The 22,614-nt window shown below is 46.0% G+C and carries 19 protein-coding genes; 9 read left to right on the plus strand and 10 right to left on the minus strand.

Annotated elements, in window-relative coordinates:
* Positions 1-48: 48 nt before the first annotated feature.
* The 5 genes from DXN04_RS31555 to DXN04_RS31575 all read left to right on the plus strand — a co-directional run bounded on the left by DXN04_RS31555 (position 49) and on the right by DXN04_RS31575 (position 5,336).
* Positions 49-756, plus strand: coding sequence for an alpha/beta hydrolase-fold protein (locus DXN04_RS31555; protein ID WP_116857426.1), 708 nt, complete (start codon positions 49-51; stop codon positions 754-756).
* 231 nt (positions 757-987) lie between these two features.
* Complete coding sequence (locus tag DXN04_RS31560; protein ID WP_116857427.1) at positions 988-2,076, plus strand: ATP-grasp domain-containing protein; 1,089 nt, start codon at positions 988-990, stop codon at positions 2,074-2,076.
* A gap of 201 nt (positions 2,077-2,277) precedes the next feature.
* A complete protein-coding gene (locus DXN04_RS31565) occupies positions 2,278-3,378 on the plus strand; it encodes a carboxylate-amine ligase (RefSeq protein WP_116857428.1) in 1,101 nt (366 codons plus the stop codon).
* 3 nt (positions 3,379-3,381) lie between these two features.
* Positions 3,382-4,161 (plus strand): type 1 glutamine amidotransferase, encoded by a 780-nt coding sequence (locus DXN04_RS31570; RefSeq protein ID WP_116857429.1) that lies wholly within the window; start codon positions 3,382-3,384, stop codon positions 4,159-4,161.
* Positions 4,158-5,336 (plus strand): hypothetical protein, encoded by a 1,179-nt coding sequence (locus DXN04_RS31575; RefSeq protein ID WP_116857430.1) that lies wholly within the window; start codon positions 4,158-4,160, stop codon positions 5,334-5,336. The genes DXN04_RS31570 and DXN04_RS31575 overlap by 4 nt, the downstream gene beginning before the upstream one ends.
* A gap of 54 nt (positions 5,337-5,390) precedes the next feature.
* Here DXN04_RS31575 and DXN04_RS31580 read toward each other — a convergent pair whose 3' ends face one another.
* The 4 genes from DXN04_RS31580 to DXN04_RS31595 all read right to left on the minus strand — a co-directional run bounded on the left by DXN04_RS31580 (position 5,391) and on the right by DXN04_RS31595 (position 8,108).
* Positions 5,391-5,699 (minus strand): rhodanese-like domain-containing protein, encoded by a 309-nt coding sequence (locus tag DXN04_RS31580; protein ID WP_116857431.1) that lies wholly within the window; start codon positions 5,697-5,699, stop codon positions 5,391-5,393.
* Positions 5,700-5,741: 42 nt separating this feature from the next.
* The gene (locus DXN04_RS31585) at positions 5,742-6,548 is read right to left on the minus strand and encodes a PASTA domain-containing protein (RefSeq protein ID WP_116857432.1); all 807 of its coding nucleotides are present in this window, start codon (positions 6,546-6,548) and stop codon (positions 5,742-5,744) included.
* A 45-nt stretch (positions 6,549-6,593) separates the two neighbouring features.
* Entirely contained in the window at positions 6,594-7,583 is a 990-nt protein-coding gene (locus DXN04_RS31590; protein ID WP_116857433.1) for a D-alanine--D-alanine ligase, read from the minus strand.
* Positions 7,584-7,760: 177 nt separating this feature from the next.
* Positions 7,761-8,108 (minus strand): 4Fe-4S dicluster domain-containing protein, encoded by a 348-nt coding sequence (locus tag DXN04_RS31595; RefSeq protein WP_116857434.1) that lies wholly within the window; start codon positions 8,106-8,108, stop codon positions 7,761-7,763.
* A 92-nt stretch (positions 8,109-8,200) separates the two neighbouring features.
* Here DXN04_RS31595 and DXN04_RS31600 point away from each other — a divergent pair, with 92 nt between their 5' ends.
* Positions 8,201-9,199, plus strand: coding sequence for an acyl-CoA reductase (locus DXN04_RS31600; protein ID WP_116857435.1), 999 nt, complete (start codon positions 8,201-8,203; stop codon positions 9,197-9,199).
* 383 nt (positions 9,200-9,582) lie between these two features.
* Positions 9,583-11,121: a trypsin-like peptidase domain-containing protein gene (locus tag DXN04_RS31605; RefSeq protein WP_116857436.1), complete on the plus strand. Its 1,539-nt coding sequence runs from the start codon at positions 9,583-9,585 to the stop codon at positions 11,119-11,121.
* A gap of 120 nt (positions 11,122-11,241) precedes the next feature.
* On the opposite strand, the gene DXN04_RS31610 is transcribed toward DXN04_RS31605, so the two are convergent.
* The 3 genes from DXN04_RS31610 to proS all read right to left on the minus strand — a co-directional run bounded on the left by DXN04_RS31610 (position 11,242) and on the right by proS (position 16,525).
* Complete coding sequence (locus DXN04_RS31610; RefSeq protein WP_072363242.1) at positions 11,242-12,003, minus strand: LytR/AlgR family response regulator transcription factor; 762 nt, start codon at positions 12,001-12,003, stop codon at positions 11,242-11,244.
* A complete protein-coding gene (locus tag DXN04_RS31615) occupies positions 12,000-14,870 on the minus strand; it encodes a sensor histidine kinase (protein WP_158569261.1) in 2,871 nt (956 codons plus the stop codon). Before DXN04_RS31615 ends, DXN04_RS31610 begins: the two co-directional genes overlap by 4 nt.
* Before the next feature lie 179 nt (positions 14,871-15,049).
* The gene (gene proS / locus DXN04_RS31620) at positions 15,050-16,525 is read right to left on the minus strand and encodes a proline--tRNA ligase (RefSeq protein ID WP_116857438.1); all 1,476 of its coding nucleotides are present in this window, start codon (positions 16,523-16,525) and stop codon (positions 15,050-15,052) included.
* A gap of 277 nt (positions 16,526-16,802) precedes the next feature.
* Here proS and DXN04_RS34675 point away from each other — a divergent pair, with 277 nt between their 5' ends.
* Both DXN04_RS34675 and DXN04_RS31635 read left to right on the plus strand, forming a co-directional pair.
* On the plus strand, positions 16,803-17,783 hold the full coding sequence (locus DXN04_RS34675) for a hypothetical protein (RefSeq protein ID WP_147320121.1): 981 nt from the start codon (positions 16,803-16,805) through the stop codon (positions 17,781-17,783).
* Between the two features lie 88 nt (positions 17,784-17,871).
* Positions 17,872-19,452 (plus strand): OmpP1/FadL family transporter, encoded by a 1,581-nt coding sequence (locus DXN04_RS31635; RefSeq protein ID WP_116857440.1) that lies wholly within the window; start codon positions 17,872-17,874, stop codon positions 19,450-19,452.
* A gap of 30 nt (positions 19,453-19,482) precedes the next feature.
* Here DXN04_RS31635 and miaA read toward each other — a convergent pair whose 3' ends face one another.
* From miaA to DXN04_RS31650, 3 genes are all read right to left on the minus strand, one after another.
* On the minus strand, positions 19,483-20,385 hold the full coding sequence (gene miaA / locus DXN04_RS31640; protein WP_116857441.1) for a tRNA (adenosine(37)-N6)-dimethylallyltransferase MiaA: 903 nt from the start codon (positions 20,383-20,385) through the stop codon (positions 19,483-19,485).
* A gap of 23 nt (positions 20,386-20,408) precedes the next feature.
* Positions 20,409-20,987: an IS1096 element passenger TnpR family protein gene (locus tag DXN04_RS31645; protein ID WP_116857442.1), complete on the minus strand. Its 579-nt coding sequence runs from the start codon at positions 20,985-20,987 to the stop codon at positions 20,409-20,411.
* 123 nt (positions 20,988-21,110) lie between these two features.
* Positions 21,111-22,544 (minus strand): CCA tRNA nucleotidyltransferase, encoded by a 1,434-nt coding sequence (locus DXN04_RS31650; RefSeq protein WP_116857443.1) that lies wholly within the window; start codon positions 22,542-22,544, stop codon positions 21,111-21,113.
* Positions 22,545-22,614 lie beyond the last annotated feature (70 nt).

The raw sequence follows: 22,614 nt of genomic DNA on the forward strand, positions 1-22,614 counted from the left end.
CGCTTCGGCTGTGTAAGCCGAAGCGTTTTTTTTATTATATTTATAGGGATGCAGGAACAACATTACAAATGGAAGTCTCCACATCTCGGGCGTGAATTCGAGATGCTGGTGTTCGGAGAGGAAGGCTATCCCCTCATCCTCTTCCCTACTTCTATGGGCCGCCATTATGAACATAAGGAAAGAGGCCTGATTCATGCATTACAATGGTTCATTGACCAGCAGCTCATCAGGGTCTATTGCCCTGATAGTATAGATGCCCGGAGCTGGTACAATACACAGGTCTCCCCTGCCCAACGCACCCTCAACCATATCAGTTACGACAACATGCTGCGCCACGAGGTGCTGGAAAGGGTGATGCATGAAACAGGTGTACGCCGCGTAGCCGTAGCCGGCTGTAGTTTTGGGGGTTACCATGCAGCCAACTTTGCCTTCCGGTACCCCGGGCTGGTTTCTTACCTCTTTAGTCTCAGCGGTATATTTGATATCACCGGCCGCCTGGATGGGCATTATGATGACAATGTTTATTTTCATAATCCGATGGATTATATGCGCGATAATCCGCATGAAGCCCTCTGGCGTATGGGGATTATACTAGGTGTAGCTGACGAAGATATAAGCCGTGAACAGAATGAACGGATGTCAGGGATCCTTGCTCACAAAGGGATCAGCCACTGGCTGGATATCAGACCGAATCAGAAACATGACTGGCCTGTATGGAATGAGATGTTGCCGTATTATATATCGCTGATTAAATAGGGTTGGGAAGGGAGATGCCCTTTATTAATAGGGTTGGAAGGAGAGATAATCTTAATTAATAAGATTGGAAACAGAGATATCCCTTTATGAATAGGGTTGAAAGGAGAGATTACCGTATTACATTTCTCTTATTAAAATAAGCAGGCGAATCCATTGGCGCGAATATTGATCCTCAACCGCTTCTACTGCAAACGGAATCATTGATACACTCAACGTAAAACCTTTTTTAGGATGAAAAAAATAGGCCTTCTCTATGGTCAGGAAAACAGTTTCCCCCAGGCATTTATTGACCGTGTAAACGCTAAAAACGTTCAAAACATCAGTGCTGAATTTGTATCCATCGACAAAGTAATTCAGGGTATTCCCAATGAATATGCTGTGATCCTGGACCGCATTTCGCAGGATGTTCCCTTTTACCGCACCTGGCTCAAACAGGCTGCCCTGGAAGGAACCGCGGTGATCAATAACCCATTCTGGTGGAGCGCGGACGATAAATTTGTGAACAACGAACTGGCTGCACGTACGGGTGTCAATGTTCCTAAAACAGCTTTAATCCCCTCCCGTGATCTGCCTGTGAATACGACAGATCAGTCTTTCCGGAACCTCGTATACCCTTTTGACTGGGAAAGCATTTTCGCGCACATTGGCTTCCCGGCATATATGAAACCTTACAATGGCGGAGGTTGGAAACATGTCTACAAAGTAAATAGTCCTGAGGAATTCTTTGCACAACATGCGCATACCGGCCAGCTGGTGATGATGCTGCAGGAAGAAATTGAATACGATTCTTATTACCGTTGTTATTGCATCGGCGGCAAGTATGTAAGGGTCATCCCCTACGATCCGTATGAGGCCCCTTATCAGCGCTACCTGGACAAGCAACAGGGAGACGATGACCTGGAAGGGGTGATTATAGAACAGGTGGCTAACCTGAACCGTTACCTGGGATATGATTTCAATACGGTGGAAATTGCTGTGCGGAGCGGTATTCCTTATGTGATTGATTTCTGGAACCCGGCTCCGGAGGCGGACAAGGATACGATTGGTGCGGAGAATTTTGAGTGGGTGGTAGAAACAGCGGCTAATTATGCGATTGAGAGAGCCTTAAGACAGTTGCCGGGAACGGATAACCTGACCTGGGGTGCGTTTATGACGCATGCGGTGCCGGGCAGCCAGACAGCGATCGTTCCAGGTGCGAAGAAGACAGCGGCGAAGAAGTCGGCCACACCGGCTGAAAAAGAAGCCAAGCCAAAAGCAGCGGCAAAGAAAGAGCCTGCTGCCAAAAAGACGACTGTTAAAAAAGCAAAGGCAAAAGAATAAGGCGGTTGTCGTAATAAAAGACGACAGCTAAAAAAGCAAAGACCAAAGAATAAGGTTGTTTGTTGTAATACAACCGGCCTGCATTACCAGCTTCTCCCCTCAGCCGGTATGCAGGCCTTTTTGTTTGCCCTACCTACACTTCCCTTGCTGCCGCAGGCCATTTTCCATATTCTTCTTATCTTGCCTCCCTAATTACCAGCTATGCTCCGGAATTTCACACTCGGCATTGAAGAAGAATACATGGTCATGGACCCTCGCACGCTCGAGTTATGCTCCCATGAACAGAAAATTGTAGAACAGGCCCACAAAGTTATCCCGGAAAAAGTAAAAGCTGAATTTCATCAGGCCGTGGTTGAAGTCGGTACCCACATCTGTGGCAATATCGACGAGGCCCGTGCAGATGTAGCTCACCTTCGCAAAACCGTGGCACAGATAGCCGGTGACCTGGGCTATAGTATCGGAGCTGCCGGTACCCATCCCTTTTCCAAATGGGAAGCCCAGCTCATTACGGATCATCCCCGCTATTTCGAAATCGTAAATGAAATGCAGGATGCCGCACGCTCTAACCTGATCTTTGGGCTGCATGTGCACGTAGGGATGGAAAACAGGGAAATGGCCCTGCATATCGCTAATTCTGTGCGTTATTTCCTGCCGCATGTTTTTGCCCTTAGTACTAATTCACCTTTCTGGGAAGGCCGGAATACGGGCTTTAAATCATACCGCACGAAGGTATTTGATAAGTTTCCCCGCACCGGTATTCCCGATTACTTTGCAAGTATCGAAGAATACGACCGCTATATCCAACTCCTGGTCAAGACCAAGTGTATTGACAATGCACGCAAGGTATGGTGGGACCTGCGGGTACACCCATTCTACGATACAGTAGAATTCAGGATCTGTGATGTACCGCTCACCCTGCAGGAAACCTGTACTATTGCCGCCATCTTCCAGGCACTTTGCGCCAAGATTTATAAACTGCGTATGCAGAACCTGAACTTCATTATTTACAACCGCGCACTGGTCAATGAAAATAAATGGAGAGCTTCCCGCTATGGCATAGATGGCAACCTGATCGACTTTGGTAAGGAGGCGGAGGTGAATACCCGTTCCCTCATCTTTGAGCTGCTGGAATTTGTAGACGATGTGGTGGATGAACTGGGTAGCCGCTCTTATATCGAGTATACAAAAGAGATTTTACAAAACGGTACCGGGGCTGATAAACAGCTGGCCGTATTTAAAGAAAACAAGAATCTCCACAGTGTGACAGACTTCATTATTCACCAATTCCTCAAAGACTGCTAACACATGAAGGTAGCTATACTGGACATGTATGAAGGAGTCCCGAACGAAGGGATGCGCTGTATCAGGGAAATACTCGCAGCATATGCTGTGCGTAATTCGCTGGCATTGCAATGTGATGAGTATGAAGTGCGCATAGCTGTCCGGGTACCTGATCTTTCTTACGATATTTATATCTCTACTGGTGGTCCCGGCTCCCCGCTGGAGAGCGAAGGGACGGAATGGGAACGCCGTTATTTTGAGACGATGGAAGCGCTGATGGCGGCTGCCAAACCTGTGCTCCTGATCTGTCATTCATTTCAATTAATGTGTCGCTACCTGCAACTGGGTAATGTGTGCAGACGAAGGTCCCCGGCTTTTGGGGTCTTCCCCGTACATCCAACGGTATTAACAGAAAAGGTCTTTGAAAATCTTCCGGATCCTTTCTATATCGTGGACAGCCGCAACTGGCAGGTGATCGGGCTAAACCATGAGCGCATGGCTGCTATCGGCGCCACAGTGCTGGCGATTGAAAAAGAACGCCCACATGTACCGCTGGAAAGAGCGACCATGGCCATTCGTTTCAGTCCTCACATGATTGGCACACAATTCCACCCGGAAGCAGATGCCACCGGTATGCGCATGTACCTGCTACAAAAAGAAAAGAAAGACCAGGTGCTTACCAACTATGGTGCTGAAAAATATTATAGCATGCTGGAACAGCTTTCTGATCCTGATAAGATCATGCTTACGTATGATACTTTTATTCCTGCATTTCTGGACAACGCCTTATCCTTCAAACCATGATTCCTTCTTTACGCAAATACTACAACGAACATTTCACGGCTGAAAAATACGCGGCATTTATTCAATCAATGGCGGCTGCCGCCGGAGAAGCACCTGCTTTCAAAGTAGCGGAAACACCTGTGTTTGTGCCTGCTGCCCTGACAAAGCAATTGGTTGAAACCAGTGAAGCGATCATAGATATCATTACGCAGGCTGACTTCAAAGCCAATAGCGAAGCGTCATTCCCGCCATGTATGAAAGTACCGGGAGAAAATGAGCATGCACATTTTGTAATCATTGATTTTGCGGTGTGTAAGAATGCGGCAGGTGAATTACAACCACAACTCATAGAGCTGCAGGGATTCCCTTCCCTGTACGCCTTCCAGGAGCTGATGGCGCGGGAGTTTAAACATCATTTCCAGATTCCGGATACTGTCAATAACTATTTCAATGGCTATAATGACAATAGCTATTTATCATTATTAAAAGAGATCATTGTAGGGCCTTATCAGCCGGAAGAAGTCGTATTGCTGGAAGTAAAGCCGCATGAGCAAAAGACCCGCATTGATTTTTACTATACGGAAAAAGTGCTGGGCATTCCTGTGGTTTGCATTACAGACCTGGAGCAGAGGGGCAAGCAGTTATACTACAAGGATACTTTAATAAAGCGTATATACAATCGCGTGATCTTTGATGATCTGCAAAAGCAATCGGCTTATTTACCGGCACATGTATCCCTGTTCCAGGACTTCGATGTGGAGTGGATCACGCATCCGAACTGGTTTTACAGGATCAGTAAGTTTATTCTGCCATTTATAAAAAGTGAGTTTGCACCGGAGAGCTGGTTCCTGAATGCCAGGGAGTTGCCGGCGGACCTTGAAAATTATGTGCTGAAACCGCTGTTTTCTTTTGCAGGTCAGGGGGTGGTGATAGATGTAACGCAGGAAGATATAAAGGGGATTACAGATCCTGAGAACTGGATCCTGCAGCGTAAGGTGCAATATGCACCTGCCATAGCAACGCCTGAGGGGCCGGCTTATTGTGAGATCAGGATGATGTACCTATGGAAGGATGGGGCACCCCGTCCTGAACTGGTGCACAACCTGGCGAGGATCAGTAAGAGCAAAATGATCGGGGTCACGAAGGATAAATCAGATACCTGGGTGGGCGGTAGCTGTGCCTTCTTTGAACAATAATACATGCATTTAAAATATAAGGCTGACCGGATGGTCAGCCTTATATTTAATTTCTTATCTCCCGAACTTCTCTTCCCAGTTTAACATTCCACCGGTCAGATTCTTGACATTCTGAAAGCCCATTGTCTCCAGGATCATAGCTGCCTGGCCGCTTCTGCCACCGCTTCTGCAATACACAATTACCTCTTCGTCTTTCAAATCTTCCAGCTCATCCACCTGCATTGCTCTGATATCACCCAGTGGCAAGAGGATGCCACCGATGTTAAACTCTGCGTGCTCATGTGGCTCTCTCACATCGACGATATGCAAGGTTTCACCACTGTCTATACGTTTTTTCAGTTCTTCAGCAGTAATATTTTCCATTGCTGTAAATTTTATAAGTTAAACGATTATGGGGTATACTTATTAATTTTCGGAAGTTGTATCGCCACCGCTTTTTACCGGCGGGTTGGGTGACAACCAGATGCTCACCAGTTCACCTGCTCTCACCATACTCAATTCCTGCAGACTGTTTTTAGGTGCCGGATCCTGTTTGACCACAAATGCATTGGCCGTATCTGTTATAGCAGGATCTACCATGACGGTACCCAGGTTCAGGTTTCTGCCGCTGAGGGTGACCTTGGCTTCCTGGAAAGTCATCCCGATCAGGTCGGGAACCGGGTTCTCTATGCTACCGGTTCCGCTACTCAGTACCAGTGTGATGCTGCTACCTTCGGGAACCTGTCTGCCTGCTTTGACCAGTTTACCGCCCAGCAGCTGCTGCAATACGGTGTTGGTAGCAAAGTCAGGTTTATAAATTGTATCTCCTACATTCAGCCTGCGGCTATGCAGGGTCATTTCAGCACTACGGAAGGTAAGACCAACCAGGTCCGGCATTTCCACCATTGGTGGTACTACCTTATTGATTGTGAGATAAATGGTTCTTCCCACTTTTACAATCGCGCCTTTTGCCGGCGTTTGTTCCCATACAGCCAGGGCAGGCAGGCTATCGATAAAAATGGAGTCTCTTACATCTACGTTAAACCCTGCGTCTTCCAGCAGTTTGGTAGCGTCTTTCACACTCTTGCGATGTACGTCAGGCACGGTCAATGTGTCCCCATGCTTTGTAATTACCCCCAGGAGCATGAAGAAAATCAGCCCCAGTACCAGGAACAACCCTACCACTACGGCCAGGTTAAACCCAAAGGAGCGTTTTGTAATTTGATTGAACACAGATTATATTTTAACTTAAAGATAGCGTAATCTTATACCGCTTTGTTATTTCCTCAGGCACTCTTCAATTAATGTGCCGTAAAACTCCTGCAGGGTTTTGCCTGCAGCTCTTACCTGCTGAGGAACGAGACTATTATCGCTCTGGCCCGGCATGGTGTTCACTTCCAGGAAGAACAGGCGGTTATTTGCCTCATCGTAGATGAAGTCTGCACGCACGATACCTCTGCAATTCAGCTTGTTATACAGTTCTTTGGCGGTATTCCGGATCAGCTCACAAACGGCATCGGGAGCTGGTGCAGGGGTGATTTCTTTGGTGATACCAGGGGTATATTTGGCCTCGTAGTCAAAGAATTCCTTGCTGCTTACGATTTCTGTCAGTGGCAACACAGTGAGTTCGCCATTCGCTTTATATAAACCACAGGTGATTTCCCGGCCTTTGATAAACTCTTCGATCAGGATCTGCACATCTTCTTTGAATGCCTTGTCAATAGCGGGTTGCAGTTCTTCGGCTGTATTCACTTTAGACATACCGATGCTGCTACCACCTTCTGCAGGCTTTACAAATACGGGCAGTTTCAGCTGCGCCAGGATCTGTTTGGTATCGTATGGCTGGTTACTGAAGATATGCACGGATTTGGAAACGTTCACTACATTCAGTGCAGCTACGACTTTATTGCAATAGCTTTTATTGAAAGTGAGGGCGGAGGTAACCATCCCACAGCTGGTAAATGGAATACCCAGCATTTCAAAATATCCCTGCAGGCGGCCATCTTCACCTGGTGTACCGTGGATGCCGATGAAAACAGCATCGAAAGTTACCTTTTCTCCCTTGATAGTCAATGAGAAATCATTCTTATCCACCGCTATCGCCTGCCCCTCAGCCCCGGTATAATTCCAGCCATCTTTTGTAATAACTATTTTATACACATTGTATTTGCTGCTATCCAGGTTTTTCTCAATTGTTACGGCACTTTGTACGGAGATAACGTATTCTCCTGAGTATCCGCCGGCAACAAGGGCGATATTCTTTTTCATATGATAATTAATAATAAGCGGATAAAGTTAATAGAAAAAAGGGTATGTAATCTTTTTTTACCCCAAAAAGAAGGGGAGAAAAGGCAATTTCTACCTCTTCTCCCCTTTTAGGTTCGGTATGCGTGCCAGGGATTTGGGTCTGGCGACCAGTTACCGATAATTCCTTATGCTTCCTGATTAAATATGTAATTTTTCTTTCTTTGCCAGCAGTTCTTCTTCAGACTCCTGGTACATTTCGTCTGGTACACAACAGTCTACCGGACAAACTGCCGCACACTGTGGCTCTTCGTGAAAGCCTTGACACTCAGTACATTTATTTGGAACAATATAATAACTGTCAACAGCCAAAGGAGCGTTGCGCTGGTCGGCATCGATAGAAGATCCATCCATCAGCACATAAGAACCCTTAATTGTAGTGCCATCAGCCATTGCCCACTCAACACCACCTTCATAGATAGCGTTATTCGGGCACTCAGGTTCACAAGCTCCACAATTAATACATTCATCTGTTATTTTGATTGCCATGTTATAAACTTTTTGTTTAAGAAGTAAGCCATTAATTTTGCAGACAAAAATAGAATATCTCGCTTTAAAAAGTTAATTATTTATACAGATTCATGAGCAGTACAGAAAAAGTAGCGGCCCTGGTACGTTTAGGTCAATACCTGACAAGCGATGATCCGGCGCTGGAAACAGTTAAGGAAAGGGCTTTTCAGGCGAATGGATGGTTTACTCCGGAATTTATTAACCTGGCTCTTCGCCAGATTGCTGACAATTTCCTGGATGCCGCCCGCCTCAACAGCTGGATCAATGCCTACCCGGAATTGAACAATGGCAAACCTGCCCGGACAGTGGGCATTGTTACCGCAGGTAACATTCCCCTCGTTGGCTTTCATGACTGGCTCTGCGGTTTCGTGAGCGGCCATCATGTTCGCCTCAAACTGTCATCGAAAGATGTGATTCTTATGCAGCATGTGCTGGATAAGATGAAAGAATGGCATCCCGAATGGGCTGAGCAGACTACGGTGCAGGATATGCTGAAGAATTGTGATGCCTATATTGCTACAGGCAGTAACAACTCTTCCCGGTATTTCCAGTATTACTTTGCGCAGTACCCGCACATCATTCGCCGGAACCGGACTTCCGTAGCGATCCTGACCGGGGAAGAGACACCGGCGGAACTGGAAGGCCTGGCTGATGATATCAGCATTTACTTTGGGCTGGGTTGCCGCAATGTAACCAAGGTATATGTACCCCAGGGCTATGATTTTGCGCCGCTGCTGGATGCCCTGCGCAAGTATAGTTATCTTGCCGATCATCATAAGTATAAGAATAATTATGACTACAACCTGGCTTTGATCCTGCTGAACAATAGTCCGTTCATGACAAACGAGAGCGTGTTATTGCAGGAAGCAGCGCCACTGTTCTCGCCGCTGAGTGTGCTGAACTATGGGTATTATACCGATAAGGAAGCGCTGGCGGCGGAGTTGCAGGCGAATGAAGATCTGCAATGCCTGGTTGGGAAAGGGTTTACCCCGTTTGGGACGGCACAGCAACCATCGCTGACGGACTATGCGGATGGGGTGGATACCCTGGAGTTCCTCAGTAAGTTGTAAAATGCATTCGTGATGGGTGATAAGATGAACGAATGATGTGGTAATAGGATCCTGATGGGTTATTCAGATCCATGATCTATTTCATGATGGGTGATAGGATCCATACCTGAGTAAGTTATAAGAAAGGGGCGGCCGGAAAGGCTGTCCTTTTTTATTTAAAATAACATTTTGTCTGGTTCCATCGTTATTATGTCAGTACCTCCGTTACTTTGTCACCCATTCCTTTAAGATGACATTAACCTTTCATATAATAATCTGTTAAAGTAATAATAGCACTGGCTGAATGAACCACCTGCCCCCTTAAATTTGTATCAGAGGCACTAAAATTGTTATATTCCTTATATCAATATTTTTACTTTCAAAAAACCTAAACACAAAAGAATATGAAATTCCGGCAAATTGCGGCAACTGTTCTAATCAGCGCGGCCACTGCCTTTGCCAGCGTATTTGTTTACAGCAAATTTCAGCCCCGGCAGGCAGGTCCCTATCAAAATGGATCAGACAACATTCCAGTAAACTATACCAGCTACATGCCTGGTACGGAAAACAGAAACATTACACCACCTACTGACTTTTCCCAGGCAGCCAAACTGGCTGTTCCAGGAGTCGTGCACATTAAGACTAAAATTAATCCCCGCCAGGTATCAAACAACCTGCAAAGAAGAAGAAGTGTGCTCGAAGACCTCTTCGGCGATGATTTCTTCGGCGATGAATTCCAGGGTGGCGGTGGCGGACGTAAATATTATGTGCCGGGCCAGATGGCTTCCGGCTCCGGTGTACTCATTTCTGACGATGGTTATATCGTGACCAACAACCACGTAGTAGATGACGCGGACGAAATTACCGTTACGCTCAACGACTACAAGACTTACAAGGCAAAAGTGATCGGTACCGATCCTAATACCGACCTCGCAGTGATAAAAGTAGACGCGAAGAACCTGCCTTACCTCCTGTATGGCAACTCTGATGACGTTGAGATTGGTCAGTGGGTACTTGCCATCGGTTATCCATTAAACCTGGAAACCACTGTGACAGCGGGTATCGTGAGTGCGAAGGCCCGTTCTATCGGTATCAATAAACAAGCTAAGAGAAATGCTATCGAGTCCTTCATTCAGACGGATGCTGCTGTAAACCAGGGTAACAGTGGTGGTGCACTGATCAATACCGCAGGTGAACTGATTGGTATTAACTCCGCCATCGCCTCTCCTACCGGTGCATATGCAGGTTACTCCTACGCCATACCGGTGAACCTGGTGAAGAAAGTGGTGAATGATATCATGAAGTATGGTAACGTACAGCGTGCTTACCTGGGGATCAGATACCAGGATCCTAACAGCATTCCCGAGGAGAAATGGAAAGATTATGGGGTAAGAAGGGATGTGAATGGTGTGGTGGTGACTGATGTAGTAGCCAGTGGTGCGGCAGCTGATGCAGGCATTCAGAAAGGAGACGTGATCACAGGTATCAACGGTATCAATACACCCTCTATTCCACAGATGACTGAGCAGATTGCCAGGTATAAACCAGGTGATAAGATCAGTATCAGCTACCTCCGTAATGATAAAGCACGTACGGCCAATGCAGTGCTGAAGAACATAGATGGTAATACCAATATAGTAAAAGCAACCGTGATCGATGCGCTGGGCGCGGATCTGGTGACACTGGAAAAAGGTGATGCAGCGAAGATCGGTATACGTGGCGGTATCTATGTAGACAACATCAGCAGTGGTATACTGAAGAAACAAACGAACATGAAGCCTTCTTTTATTATTATGAAAGCAGGTGATCAGGCGGTAACTTCAGTAGAACAACTGAGAAGCATTCTTGAAAAACAGAAGAAGGTGCAGTTGGAAGGTGTATATCCTGAGCTGAATGGTGTGTACTATTACAATATTGATTTGACGAATGGTACTGATTTTTAATGAGCGTTTTTCATATAGGTTTATAAGTTAAGGAAAAGAAGAGCCCTGGTTGAGAGACCGGGGCTTTATTATTTATTCTTTTAAAACAAAAATGCCCGGCTATTCGCCGGGCATTTTCTATTATAAGTTTATGACTCCTTTTAATTGTGCGAAGAACTCATCTTTCTTCCTGGAGCTGATTGGTATATTCTTCTGATCACTCATGACGACTGCCGTTCCCAATCCTTTTATAATCTTTACAATGTGATGGATATTAATCAGGAATGACTTGTGCACCCTGTAAAACCCTTTATCACTCAGCATCTCCTCATACTCTTTCAGTGACTTGGAGATCAGGTGCGAGACATTATTGATCAACTGAATCTTCGTATAACTATCAAACGCCTCACAATAAATGATATCTTTCAGGTCTATCACGTTATACCCATCATTCACCGGGATCACAATTTTAGAGAAGGCGTTGTCATTGTTCTTTACATAGTCTTTCAGGATAGATGCCAGTTCATTCAGTCTTCCCTTCTTGCTCTTCTTCACTTTTTCCAATGCGTCTTCTACCTCACTCACCTTGATAGGCTTGAGCAGATAGTCTAATGCGGCAAACTTGATTGCCTGTAAAGCATATTCCTGAAACGCAGTGATGAAGATGACTTCGAAGTTCAGCACAGGGAACATTTCCAATAACTGGAATCCATTATGTGGCGGCATTTCAATATCCAGAAACAATACATCGATCTGGGTATTTTTGAGCATTTCCGCCGCGTCATGAATGTTCTGCGCCTCCCCGACTACCGTAACATCCTTACAGTAATTTTCAAGAATATTTCGCAAAATATGGATGTTGCGGACTTCATCGTCTACGATCGCAGCTTTTATATTACTCATAACATCTTAACAATGGGAATCAGAATTTCAACGAGCGTACCCTCTTTATTGCCGAAACCTGACTTAAATTTATCAATAATTTCTAACTTTCCAACATTTCCATTAAAAGATTTTATAATCTGCAACCGCTCCCGGATCACGCTCAGCGCTGTAGATTCGTGCTTTACGAGGCGTCCGCTCTTCAATTCATTGGCCCTGTCCCAACCAATTCCATCATCATCTACGGAGCAGTATAACATGTCTCCCTTCAGCATCAGTTTCACCTCCAGGTGCCCGCTGCCGTTCTTTGGAGCCAGGCCATGCTTGATCGCGTTCTCCACGATCGGCTGGATAATCATAGGGGGTATGTAGATCGTATAATCCTTCAATGCATCCTGCAACGCAAAGTTGTAGGTAAATACATTTGCAAATCTAATCTTCTCCAACTCAATATAACGGGTAAGGAAGGCAATTTCTTCGTCAAGGGAGATATAAGACTTCCTGGAATTATTGAGCATCTGCCGCATCAGGGTGGCAAAATCCGCGAGGAAATTGAGCGCCTGCTTTTCTTCTTTCTCCATGATCAGGTGCTGTACGCTGTTCAGGGAGTTGAATATAAAGTGTGGATTCATCTGGTTGGTCAGGGCTTTGGCTTCCAGTTCAGCGATTCTCCTGTTGTATTCTGTTTTCCGTTTCTCCCCGTCTTTGAACCGCAGGAAGATATAACGGAGTATAAACGCCACCAGCAACAATGCCAGCAATATCACGATTCCCCTTGCCCACCATTCCTGGTACCAGCGCGGTAGTATGGTCACCGTAATGGCTACCGGCTGGCTCCATTCACTCTTATACTTCCTGGCCCTGATCTGCAATTCGTAAGTATCCGGCTGCAGGTCTGGGAAAGGTACGATATTGGACATGGTCGTGATCCATCCACTGCTTGTATCGCTGGAAAAATTGTATTGATACTCTACCAGATCGGGCAAATCATAGGCAATTGCCCCAAATTCCACTTCGAATGAAGCTTTGCGCTGGTACAATAGGGTAATCTTTTTAGCGGGCAGGAAGGTACTGTCGCCGTACCTGATATGACTTAAGTATACCGGAGGTGGCACGGTATCTACGGGCATATTCTTGTCGTTGAAATAACTGAGGCCGTTGGATGTAGCGATGTACAAGACCCCGTGCTGGTAATAGACTCCCCGGGTATCGTCGCTCATCAGGCCATCATTGCTGGTGATGTTCCTGATCAGGGTCTGGGTATGTACGTCAATGACAGATACTCCCTTGTTGGTCGATACATACAATCTGCCTACGCCATCATAATATAGTTGCTGGCAGATGTCGCTCACCAGCTTATCTGCCGAGCCAATATGCTTTACTACCCGGTTGTTTTTCAGCACATACAGGCCCTGGTCAGCCGTACCGATCCAGAGGTAGCCATCTATATACTTCAGGTCTTTGACAGGTTGGTGCAGTTCCACCTCTGTACCCGGAATCACCACTTTGGCAGATCCGTCTTTGCCATAGAACAAGCCGGAACCTGTACCCACATAATAAGAGGAGTCACTGACGCTGGCGACAGAAGTAATCTGCACATCGGGTACCTCTACTGAATAGTTCTCACCTATCACCTGGTCTTTGGACACTGCCCTGATGCTTCCATCGGGTCCTACGTCCATGTCCTTCATATTCTTGATAGGCCGGAGTACAGACACCCGCTGCTGCAGGGTGTTGAAGGTAAAGAGTCCATTGTCTGCACCGATCAGGATTTCATTGTCCTTATAAGGTAAAATGCTGAGGATACTGTTGCGGCCACTGGTAGTATCCAGGTTGAAGCGCCGGATATTGTTGTTGCTGTCAATTGTATTGAGCACGCCTGCATTCTGGCCTACCAGCAGGATACCGGTTTTACGGTCTTTGCAGATGCTGAAGATGGAGTGGGAAAATAGTCCGTTTGTATTATCGAGATAATTAAAGTAAAAATTTTTGTAAGGGATATTATACACGCCGTCACCGAAGGTAGTGATCCAGATGTTGCCATCCCTGTCTTTCAATATAGAGGTGATGTAGTGATTGTCGAGCAGCTTGGTAATGTGGCGTGCTCCTTTGAAAAAGTCTTTCAGGTAGTACAGTGCACGCGGGGTACCGATCCACAGGTTATCGTTATCCAGGCATACATTACTGATTTCATCGTTGATGCCCCAGTCGGGACCATTGAAGAAACAGGTAGCTTCTTTATTGTTGTAGGTATAAATTGCATTTTTGAGAATGACGATCGGGTTCTTTCTGATTCTGCCAATGAACACATCATCATCTGCCGGGTATGGGGAAGAAAGGAAAATCTTTATTGCAGGGTTATTGATATCTTTCAGGGTACCGAGGTTGAAATAATTCTGGAGGGGCTTGAAGATGGTATCATTGCGCAGGAAGTAGAAAAGATCGGTGCGGCCCTGCTTATATTCTGTTCTCATGCCGCTGTAGCGGATAATCCTGCTGTCTGTATTGAGGAACCATATAAAGCCTGCATAATCTTCGAACATGTACTGCATATACTGTCCGTGAGAATCGATCCGCAGCGAGGAATCATTGGCACCCGAGTGAATCTCGTAATTGAAGTAAAAGGAGGGTAATCCATTCAGGGTAGAGAACCACACTCTCCCTTTGGAATCGGCTGACAGCCGTACGACATCATTATCTGTCAGGCCATCTTTCTTGGCATAGTTACGGAAGCGTTTTCCGTCGAATTTACTGACACCTGTGGGGGTGGCGAACCAGATAAAACCTTCCTTATCCTGCACGGCGGTATACACAGTAGCATTGGCCAGACCGTCTTTTACATTATAGTTGCGGATCATGAGGCCCTGTGCCGATGCGAGTTCGCACAAGCACACAGTCAACAGTATCCAACATAATATGTAGCGGACTGCAGGCATGAATAAGGTCAGATTTTATGGATTATGTAACCTAAGGGAAGCAGGACTGATCTGGCGGATCAGCCCTGCTCCCGGAATATCTCTGAGCAGAGGAGTTAACAGGTCGTAATCCGGCCTTATCAACTCATCAATTAATAAGCTCTCGCGAATAATACACGCTGTGTAGAAGGTTTACCAGTCAGGATGCAGGTACCGGCTTCCTGAGGATTGTTCAAAGGAATACAACGAATGGTAGCCTTTGTACGCTCTTTGATCTTTTCTTCTGTTTCAGTAGTGCCATCCCAGTGTGCGGAGATGAAACCACCTTTTTCGTCCAGCAGTTTTTCAAATTCTTCCATCGTGTTGGCAGGTGTGATGTGCTCATCACGATAGGCTTTCGCCTTATTGTACATCTGCGTCTGGATTTCTTCCAGCAATGTGCCGATGTAAGCACCCAGGCCATCGAGTGACTGACTGGATTTCTCTTTGGAGTCGCGGCGCGCTACTTCTGCTACATTGTTTTCCAGGTCTCTTGCACCGATAGCGATACGTACAGGCACTCCTTTCATTTCATACTCTGCAAACTTCCAGCCAGGACGGTTGTTATCTGCATCATCGTATTTTACACGGATACCCTGCGCTTTCAGATCATTCATGATCTCATTTACTTTCGCATCGATCTTTTCTTTCTGCTCTGCACCTTTATAAATAGGTACGATGACTACCTGCAGCGGAGCAATGCGGGGAGGCAGGATCAGACCATCGTCATCACTGTGTGCCATCACCAGGGCACCAATCAGGCGGGTAGATACCCCCCATGAAGTGGCCCATACATGTTCCAGCTTATTTTCCTTGTTGGTGAAAGTTACGTCAAATACCTTAGCAAAATTCTGGCCAAGGAAGTGAGAAGTACCTGCCTGCAATGCCTTACCATCCTGCATCAGTGCTTCGATACAATAAGTATCCAGGGCACCGGCAAAACGCTCAGCAGGAGATTTCACCCCTCTTACAACAGGCAGCGCCATATAGTTTTCTGCGAAGTCAGCGTATACTTCCAGCATCTGTACAGTTTCTGCAATCGCTTCTTCAGCAGTTGCATGGGCGGTATGCCCTTCCTGCCAAAGGAATTCTGCGGTACGCAGGAACAAACGGGTACGCATCTCCCAGCGCACAACGTTTGCCCACTGGTTGATGAGCAATGGCAGGTCGCGGTAAGACTTGATCCAGTCTTTATATGTATTCCAGATAATTGTTTCGGAGGTTGGGCGTACGATCAGCTCTTCTTCCAGCTTTGCAGCGGGATCTACCACTACACCGGGGCCATCAGGATTTTTCATGAGCCTGTGGTGAGTGACCACTGCACATTCCTTGGCAAAACCCTCTACATGATCTTCTTCCTTGCTCAGGAAGCTTTTGGGGATGAATAAGGGAAAGTAAGCATTCTGATGCCCTGTATCTTTGAATTTCCTGTCCAGTACATCGCGCATGCCTTCCCAGAGCGCAAAACCATAAGGCTTGATGACCATGCATCCTCTTACGGCAGAATAATCGGCTAAACCGCCCTTTAGAATCAAATCATTATACCACTGTGAATAGTCGTCGGAACGGGCCGTGATCTCTTTACTCATTTAAAATCTGATTATATAATTGTCGATTATTTTACTGAATTACAAGCTATTACACAAACTTGTCCAAAACATTATATTTAATTACATATTTTGGCTTAATATTTGTACTAAATATATTACCAAAAGGTAAAATGTCACAAACCTACATGAAAATCAGAAACGTGCAAATAGTTTAGGAAAATATTATGAGCGGTTGAGTAATCTTGTAACGTTTACCGACATTTGAACGTTTAAATAGTGTAAATTTATAGTGTAATTCAGGCTAAAAATTCCGACAATGAAATCAGCTCCTTACCTTGCTGTACTAACGCTAATGATATTAAGTAGCTGTTCGTCAGCATATAAAACCACACAAACACCGGATGATGTATATTATTCTCCGAGAGTTAAACCCACTTATGCTTCTTCAAATAATAATAACCGGGATGATAACGTTTCATATACCGATAGTGAAGATGGGGGTACATACGTTAACTACGATGATGACCAGGGGGATTATGCACGTCGCTTAAGTCTGTTCAACAGCAGCTATTCCGGCGGTTTCTATGATTATTATGGCACACCTGGTGTTTATTCCAGCATGTATGCCAATCCATACTATGGTTATGGCTATGGTAGCTCCTTCAGCTTAGGCTTTGGGTATGGTTATCCTTACTATGGTTCTGCATTCAGCCTTGGCTTCGGCTTCGGTTACCCATATTACGGCGGTTTCTACGATCCATGGTACTATCCTTACTATGGTTACGGCTACGGTTATGGTTATCCATATTACGGTGGCTACTATGGTGGCGGTTACTATGGTCATGGTGGTTACTATACCGGCTACAGACGTGCTACACGTAACACCGCGTTTTCCTCAGGATCAACAGGTGGCCGTTTAGTAGGTAGTGGCTCAACAGGTGGCCGTACCAGAAATACAGACTTCCGTCCAAGCAGGGTAGTGGATAACGGTTCCGGCAACAGTGGTGGTCGTATGTCTAATGGTGGTAGCCGCAGCGACAATGGTTCTTACCAGCCAAGACGTACCTTCTCCCCTTCTTCCGGAGAGCGTACTACAGTGGATAATGGCGGTGGTTCACGTGGTGGTTATACACCAGCCAGGTCATATTCACCTCCTCAACAGTCTCAGCCTACTTATCAGCCACAGCGTTCTTATACACCGGCTCCATCTTATACCCCTAGCCGCGGCGGTGGTGGTGGTTCCTTTGGTGGTGGCGGCGGCGGTGGTCGCGTAGGCGGTGGCAGAGGCCGTAACTAAATTTTACAAATGATTTGATCATTGATATTCTTAAAAATCTACCCTGGTCAAATAGGCCGGGGTATTTTTTAACCCTTAATTCTACCATATGATGAAAAGAATGGTGTTAGCCATTGCTATGACAGGAGCCTGTATTTCACTTCAGGCACAGAACATTGACGACGCTTTACGTTTCAGCAGCGGCGCTCCTTCCGGATCTGCCCGTGCACAAGCAGTGGGTGGAGCCCAGGGGGCCCTGGGTGGGGAAGCCTCCTCTATGTATATAAATCCTGCTACTGTAGGTTTCTTCAGAACCAGTGACTTCTCCTTTACCATCGGTGTACCTTCTATATCCTCCACCGGAACATACCAGAAAGAATCTGCCAGTGATTCCAGGACTAACCTGAATATCTCAAACGCAACCCTCATCTGGGGTGGCAAAAGAAAGAAACCGGGGAGCAAATGGCAGAACTTCAGTGGCGGTATTGGGATCAACCGTACGTACAACTTTAACCAGCGTACTTATTATACAGGCGAAATCAGCAACTCTTCCCTGTCTTTAAACTATTACCTGGCGGCAGATGCAGCAGGCATTACCAATCCTAATGCACAGCTGGGAGGAGATCCTGATCAGACCATCCTGGCACATTCCTCCGCACTTGCCTACCAGACTTACCTGATCAATCCTGTTAAAAATTCAGACGGTTCTTTTGCAGGTACATTCTATTCCGCAGCTGAAGGGGTAGACAACAGTGTGAAAGTTCGCCAGGAGAGCACCAGCTTTGAAAGAGGCGGTAATACTGAATTTGCCGGTACATTCGGTGCAAACTATAATGATAAGTTCTATATCGGTGGTGGGGTAGGTGTTCCAAACATCCAGTACAGGAGAGACCTGACCTGGAGAGAAACAAACACCAATACCGTAGCTACGGACCTCAACTACTTCACGACAACTGAATTCCTGAGAACATATGGTACAGGTGTGAACGCGAAACTGGGTGTGATCTACAGGCCTGTTCGTTCCTTAAGCCTGGGTGCAACCGTACACTCACCATCCTGGATGTGGCTCACAGATGAGTATTCTACCGATATGACCACTTCTACGAAGAGCAATGGTATCAATTCATTCTCTTCCCGCGATAGCCGTTATGATGGACTGGACGATGAGTCTAAATACACCATCCGGACTCCATGGAAAGGTATCCTGAGTGCGACTTACCTGTTTGCACCATCTGCTGACACCCGTAAGCCTACAGGTTTTATCTCCTTCGATTATGAATATGTAGACTACGCTTCCATGCACTTCCGCTTTAAAAACCACGACGGTTATGACCGTGAAACTGAAACGGATAGAAACAATGGTATTAAAGATACCTACCAGGCAGCTTCCAATTTCCGCGTAGGTGGTGAGTTGAAACTGCATACCATTGCGCTCCGCCTGGGTTATTCCTACTATGGCAGCCCTTATAAACTGAGCAGCATGGACGGTGCACGCTCTTACTACTCCGGTGGTATCGGCTACCGTAACAATGGTTTCTATGTGGATCTTGCATTCATCTATGGTTCTTCTACCAATTATGTACAGCCATATACTATGCTGGCTAATAACATGGGTTATGTAACCCCTGCAGCAGCCCAGATAGAAAAGCATTCTTATACAGGCTTAGCCACTTTTGGATGGAAATTCTAAAGATTATTATAAAAAAGAAAAAGGGTGGGGCTATAGTCCCACCCTTTTTTTTAGATCTTCCAGTAAGCCCTCTCCTTTCTCATACCACATGATCTCTTTATCTTTCCTGAACCAGGTCATCTGCCGTTTCGCATATTGCCGGGTATGAATTACTACCAGTTCGGCCGCTTCCTTCAAATCTGTTTTCCCATCCAGGTAATCAAAGATTTCTGTATAGCCTACAGTCTGCAAAGCATTGTGAGTCCTGAATGCTGTCATTGATTTCACTTCGTCCACCAGGCCATCCTTCATCATCTGCCTGACTCTTGTCTCAATATTAGCATGCAATTGCGGTTTCTCCAGTTCAATCCCCGTCTTGATAATTTCAAAATCCCGGTTGATTTTATTCCCTGTCCTGAACTCGAGGATGGATTTCCCGGTAGTTTCAATCACTTCCAAAGCCCGCATTAATCTTTGTGGATTCCGGGTCTCGCCTACATGATAAAACCGGGGGTCTTTGGCTTTGACAGCCTCCTGCAGCCAGCTTAACCCTTCCTGCTCATATTGTGCAATGATCTGTTGCCTGAGTGCTGCCGGGGCCGCAGGTATATCGTCAATGCCTTCACAGAAGGCTTTAATATACAATCCCGTGCCACCGCATAATACGACAACATCATTGTTCCTCCACACTTCCTCTGCATATTGTAATGCCAATCGCTCAAAGATACCCGCATTCACCTCTTCGCGAATGCTATGAGAATTGATAAAATAATGGGGGACTGCCGCTAATTCAGCCGGACCGGGCTTCGCCGTGCCTATGCTAATTTCTTTATAGCACTGCCTGGAATCTGCTGATATTACCGCGGTGTTGAAATATTGTGCCACCTGCACAGCCATCGCCGTTTTACCGGCAGCTGTAGGACCTGCTATTACTATAACTTTCTTATCGCTCATGTATCTTAATACATGTCTTCATTTTAATACATGTCTTCATTGCCACCATCATCCATTCCTTCTTCATCACCTTCATTGTTATCATCCTCCTCTCCTTCTTCTCCAAATCCATCTTCACTCATGCCTTCTTTATTCAGATCGTACTTCTCTTCCATCTCCACCAGTTTATCACCTACCAGTCCTTTAGTACCATACTGGCTGGGTGCCAATCCTTCTTTTCTCACGCAAAGCGGATAGGTCACTCTTGAATTTTCATCTTTGGATACCCCGATCAGTTCAACCAGGAATGTCCAGTTCTTCGCAAAATCATAGAGGTAAATAAACTTTTGATTAGGCGTTTTCACGGCAGCTCCGATGACAGTTTCCTCCATCAGTAATGGTTCTGCCTTGCGGACTACATTGTCTTTTTCGAGAATGATCTCCCTTCCCCGTTGCCAGTTGTCGTTGCTACGGAAAAAAGTCGCTTTATGTTTATTGTCAAATTCGAATGACTGCAAAATGACTTGGTGGAATTGTAAAAATGTCTGGTCTGGTTTAATGGAAATATCCCTGTACACACTTTCATCTTCTTCCCAATAAACTCTGAATTTCAAAACAGGCATGACAATAAAGGATTTTATTGAATAATTGGGTGCTTCCGCCTCCGGTTTTAATGTTAATATCTACTATATCAAACATCAAACCTTAAAAATCAGAAACACCAGCACTTTACTAAATTAACATTTTTATTTAACTGGTGTCAAATCCATCTCTTTTGCTTTTTCCAGCAAAAAGGCATAAGCGGCATCGTAGGTATTGGGTATGACCCCATCCAGGATGGCTTCACGGATAGCATTTTTCAGATCGCCGACAGTTCTGCAGGGAGTGAGGTTAAAGGTTTCCATGATCATCTCCCCTGTTACGGGTGGTTGCCAGTTACGCAGGCGATCATTCTCCTCGATCTCTTTCATACGCTGTCTTACCATCTCATAATCATCCAGATATCTCCGCACCTTGGATACGTTTTTCGAGGTAATATCCGCCTCACAGAGCATCATCAGGGCTTCCACATCTTCTCCTGCTTCGAAGAGCAGGCGGCGTATAGCAGAATCAGTGATATTTTCTTTCGTCAGACTGATAGGCCGCTGGTGCAGTTCTACGAGTTTCTTAACAAAGCGCATGGGTTCATGGGTGGGCAGTTTCAGTCGCGAGAAGATGCGAGGCACCATTTTGGCACCAACCATCTCATGCCCGTGAAAGGTCCAGCCATGGCCCTGTTCATATCGCTTGGTTGCGGGTTTGCCAATATCGTGCAGCAGGGCTGCCCAACGTAACCAGAGGTCTTTGGTATTCCGGGAGATATTGTCGACTACCTGCAAGGTATGCGAAAAGTTCTCTTTATGCCGCTTGCCATCTACAGTTTGTACTCCGGCCAGATCGACCAGTTGCGGGAAGATGATCTTCAGGATACCGCTTTTGTACAAAAGGTTCAGGCCAACAGAAGGCGTTGTAGACAACATGATTTTATTCAGTTCGTCGGTAATACGCTCCTGCGAGATAATCTTAATGCGGTCTGCCTGCTCCCTGATAGCCTGGAAGGTATCGTCAGCAATGGTAAACTGCAATTGGGAGGCAAAGCGGATGGCCCTCATCATCCGAAGCGGGTCATCGCTGAAAGTCCGGGCAGGGGCCAGGGGGGTACGGATGATCTTTGCGTCCATGTCCGCAAGGCCATTGAAAGGGTCTACCAGGCTGCCATAATCTTCTTCATTCAGGCTGATCGCCAGGGCATTGATGGTAAAATCTCTGCGTAGCTGGTCGTCCTGGAGGGTACCCGGTTCCACATCGGGATTACGGGATTCCTGTCTGTAACTTTCTTTTCGGGCACCGACAAATTCAATCTCAAATTCATTCCACTTTACCTGTGCTGTGCCATAGGTTTTAAAGAAGCTTACTTTAGAATTTTCAAAGTAAGTAGCCACTTTGTGTGCCAGGGCGATGCCATCTCCTACACACACTATGTCCATATCTTTAGTACGGCGGTTCAGCAGTTTATCACGCACGAAGCCTCCGATCAGATAGCAGGGCACGCCCAGCTCATGGGCTGCTAAAGCTATCTGCTCCAACACTTTACGTTCCTGTAGGGTACAGGGTATGTCAATAGGCTTTCTGCTGATCATATTTAAATAAAACGGCAAAAGTAGCTTTTTTTAGCCGATAGTCCATAGTATCGTCATCAGGGTTTGAGTA

Origin of the sequence: Chitinophaga silvisoli (genome assembly GCF_003412465.1) — a bacterium.
In the GTDB taxonomy this organism is placed as follows: Bacteria; Bacteroidota; Bacteroidia; order Chitinophagales; family Chitinophagaceae; genus Chitinophaga; species Chitinophaga silvisoli.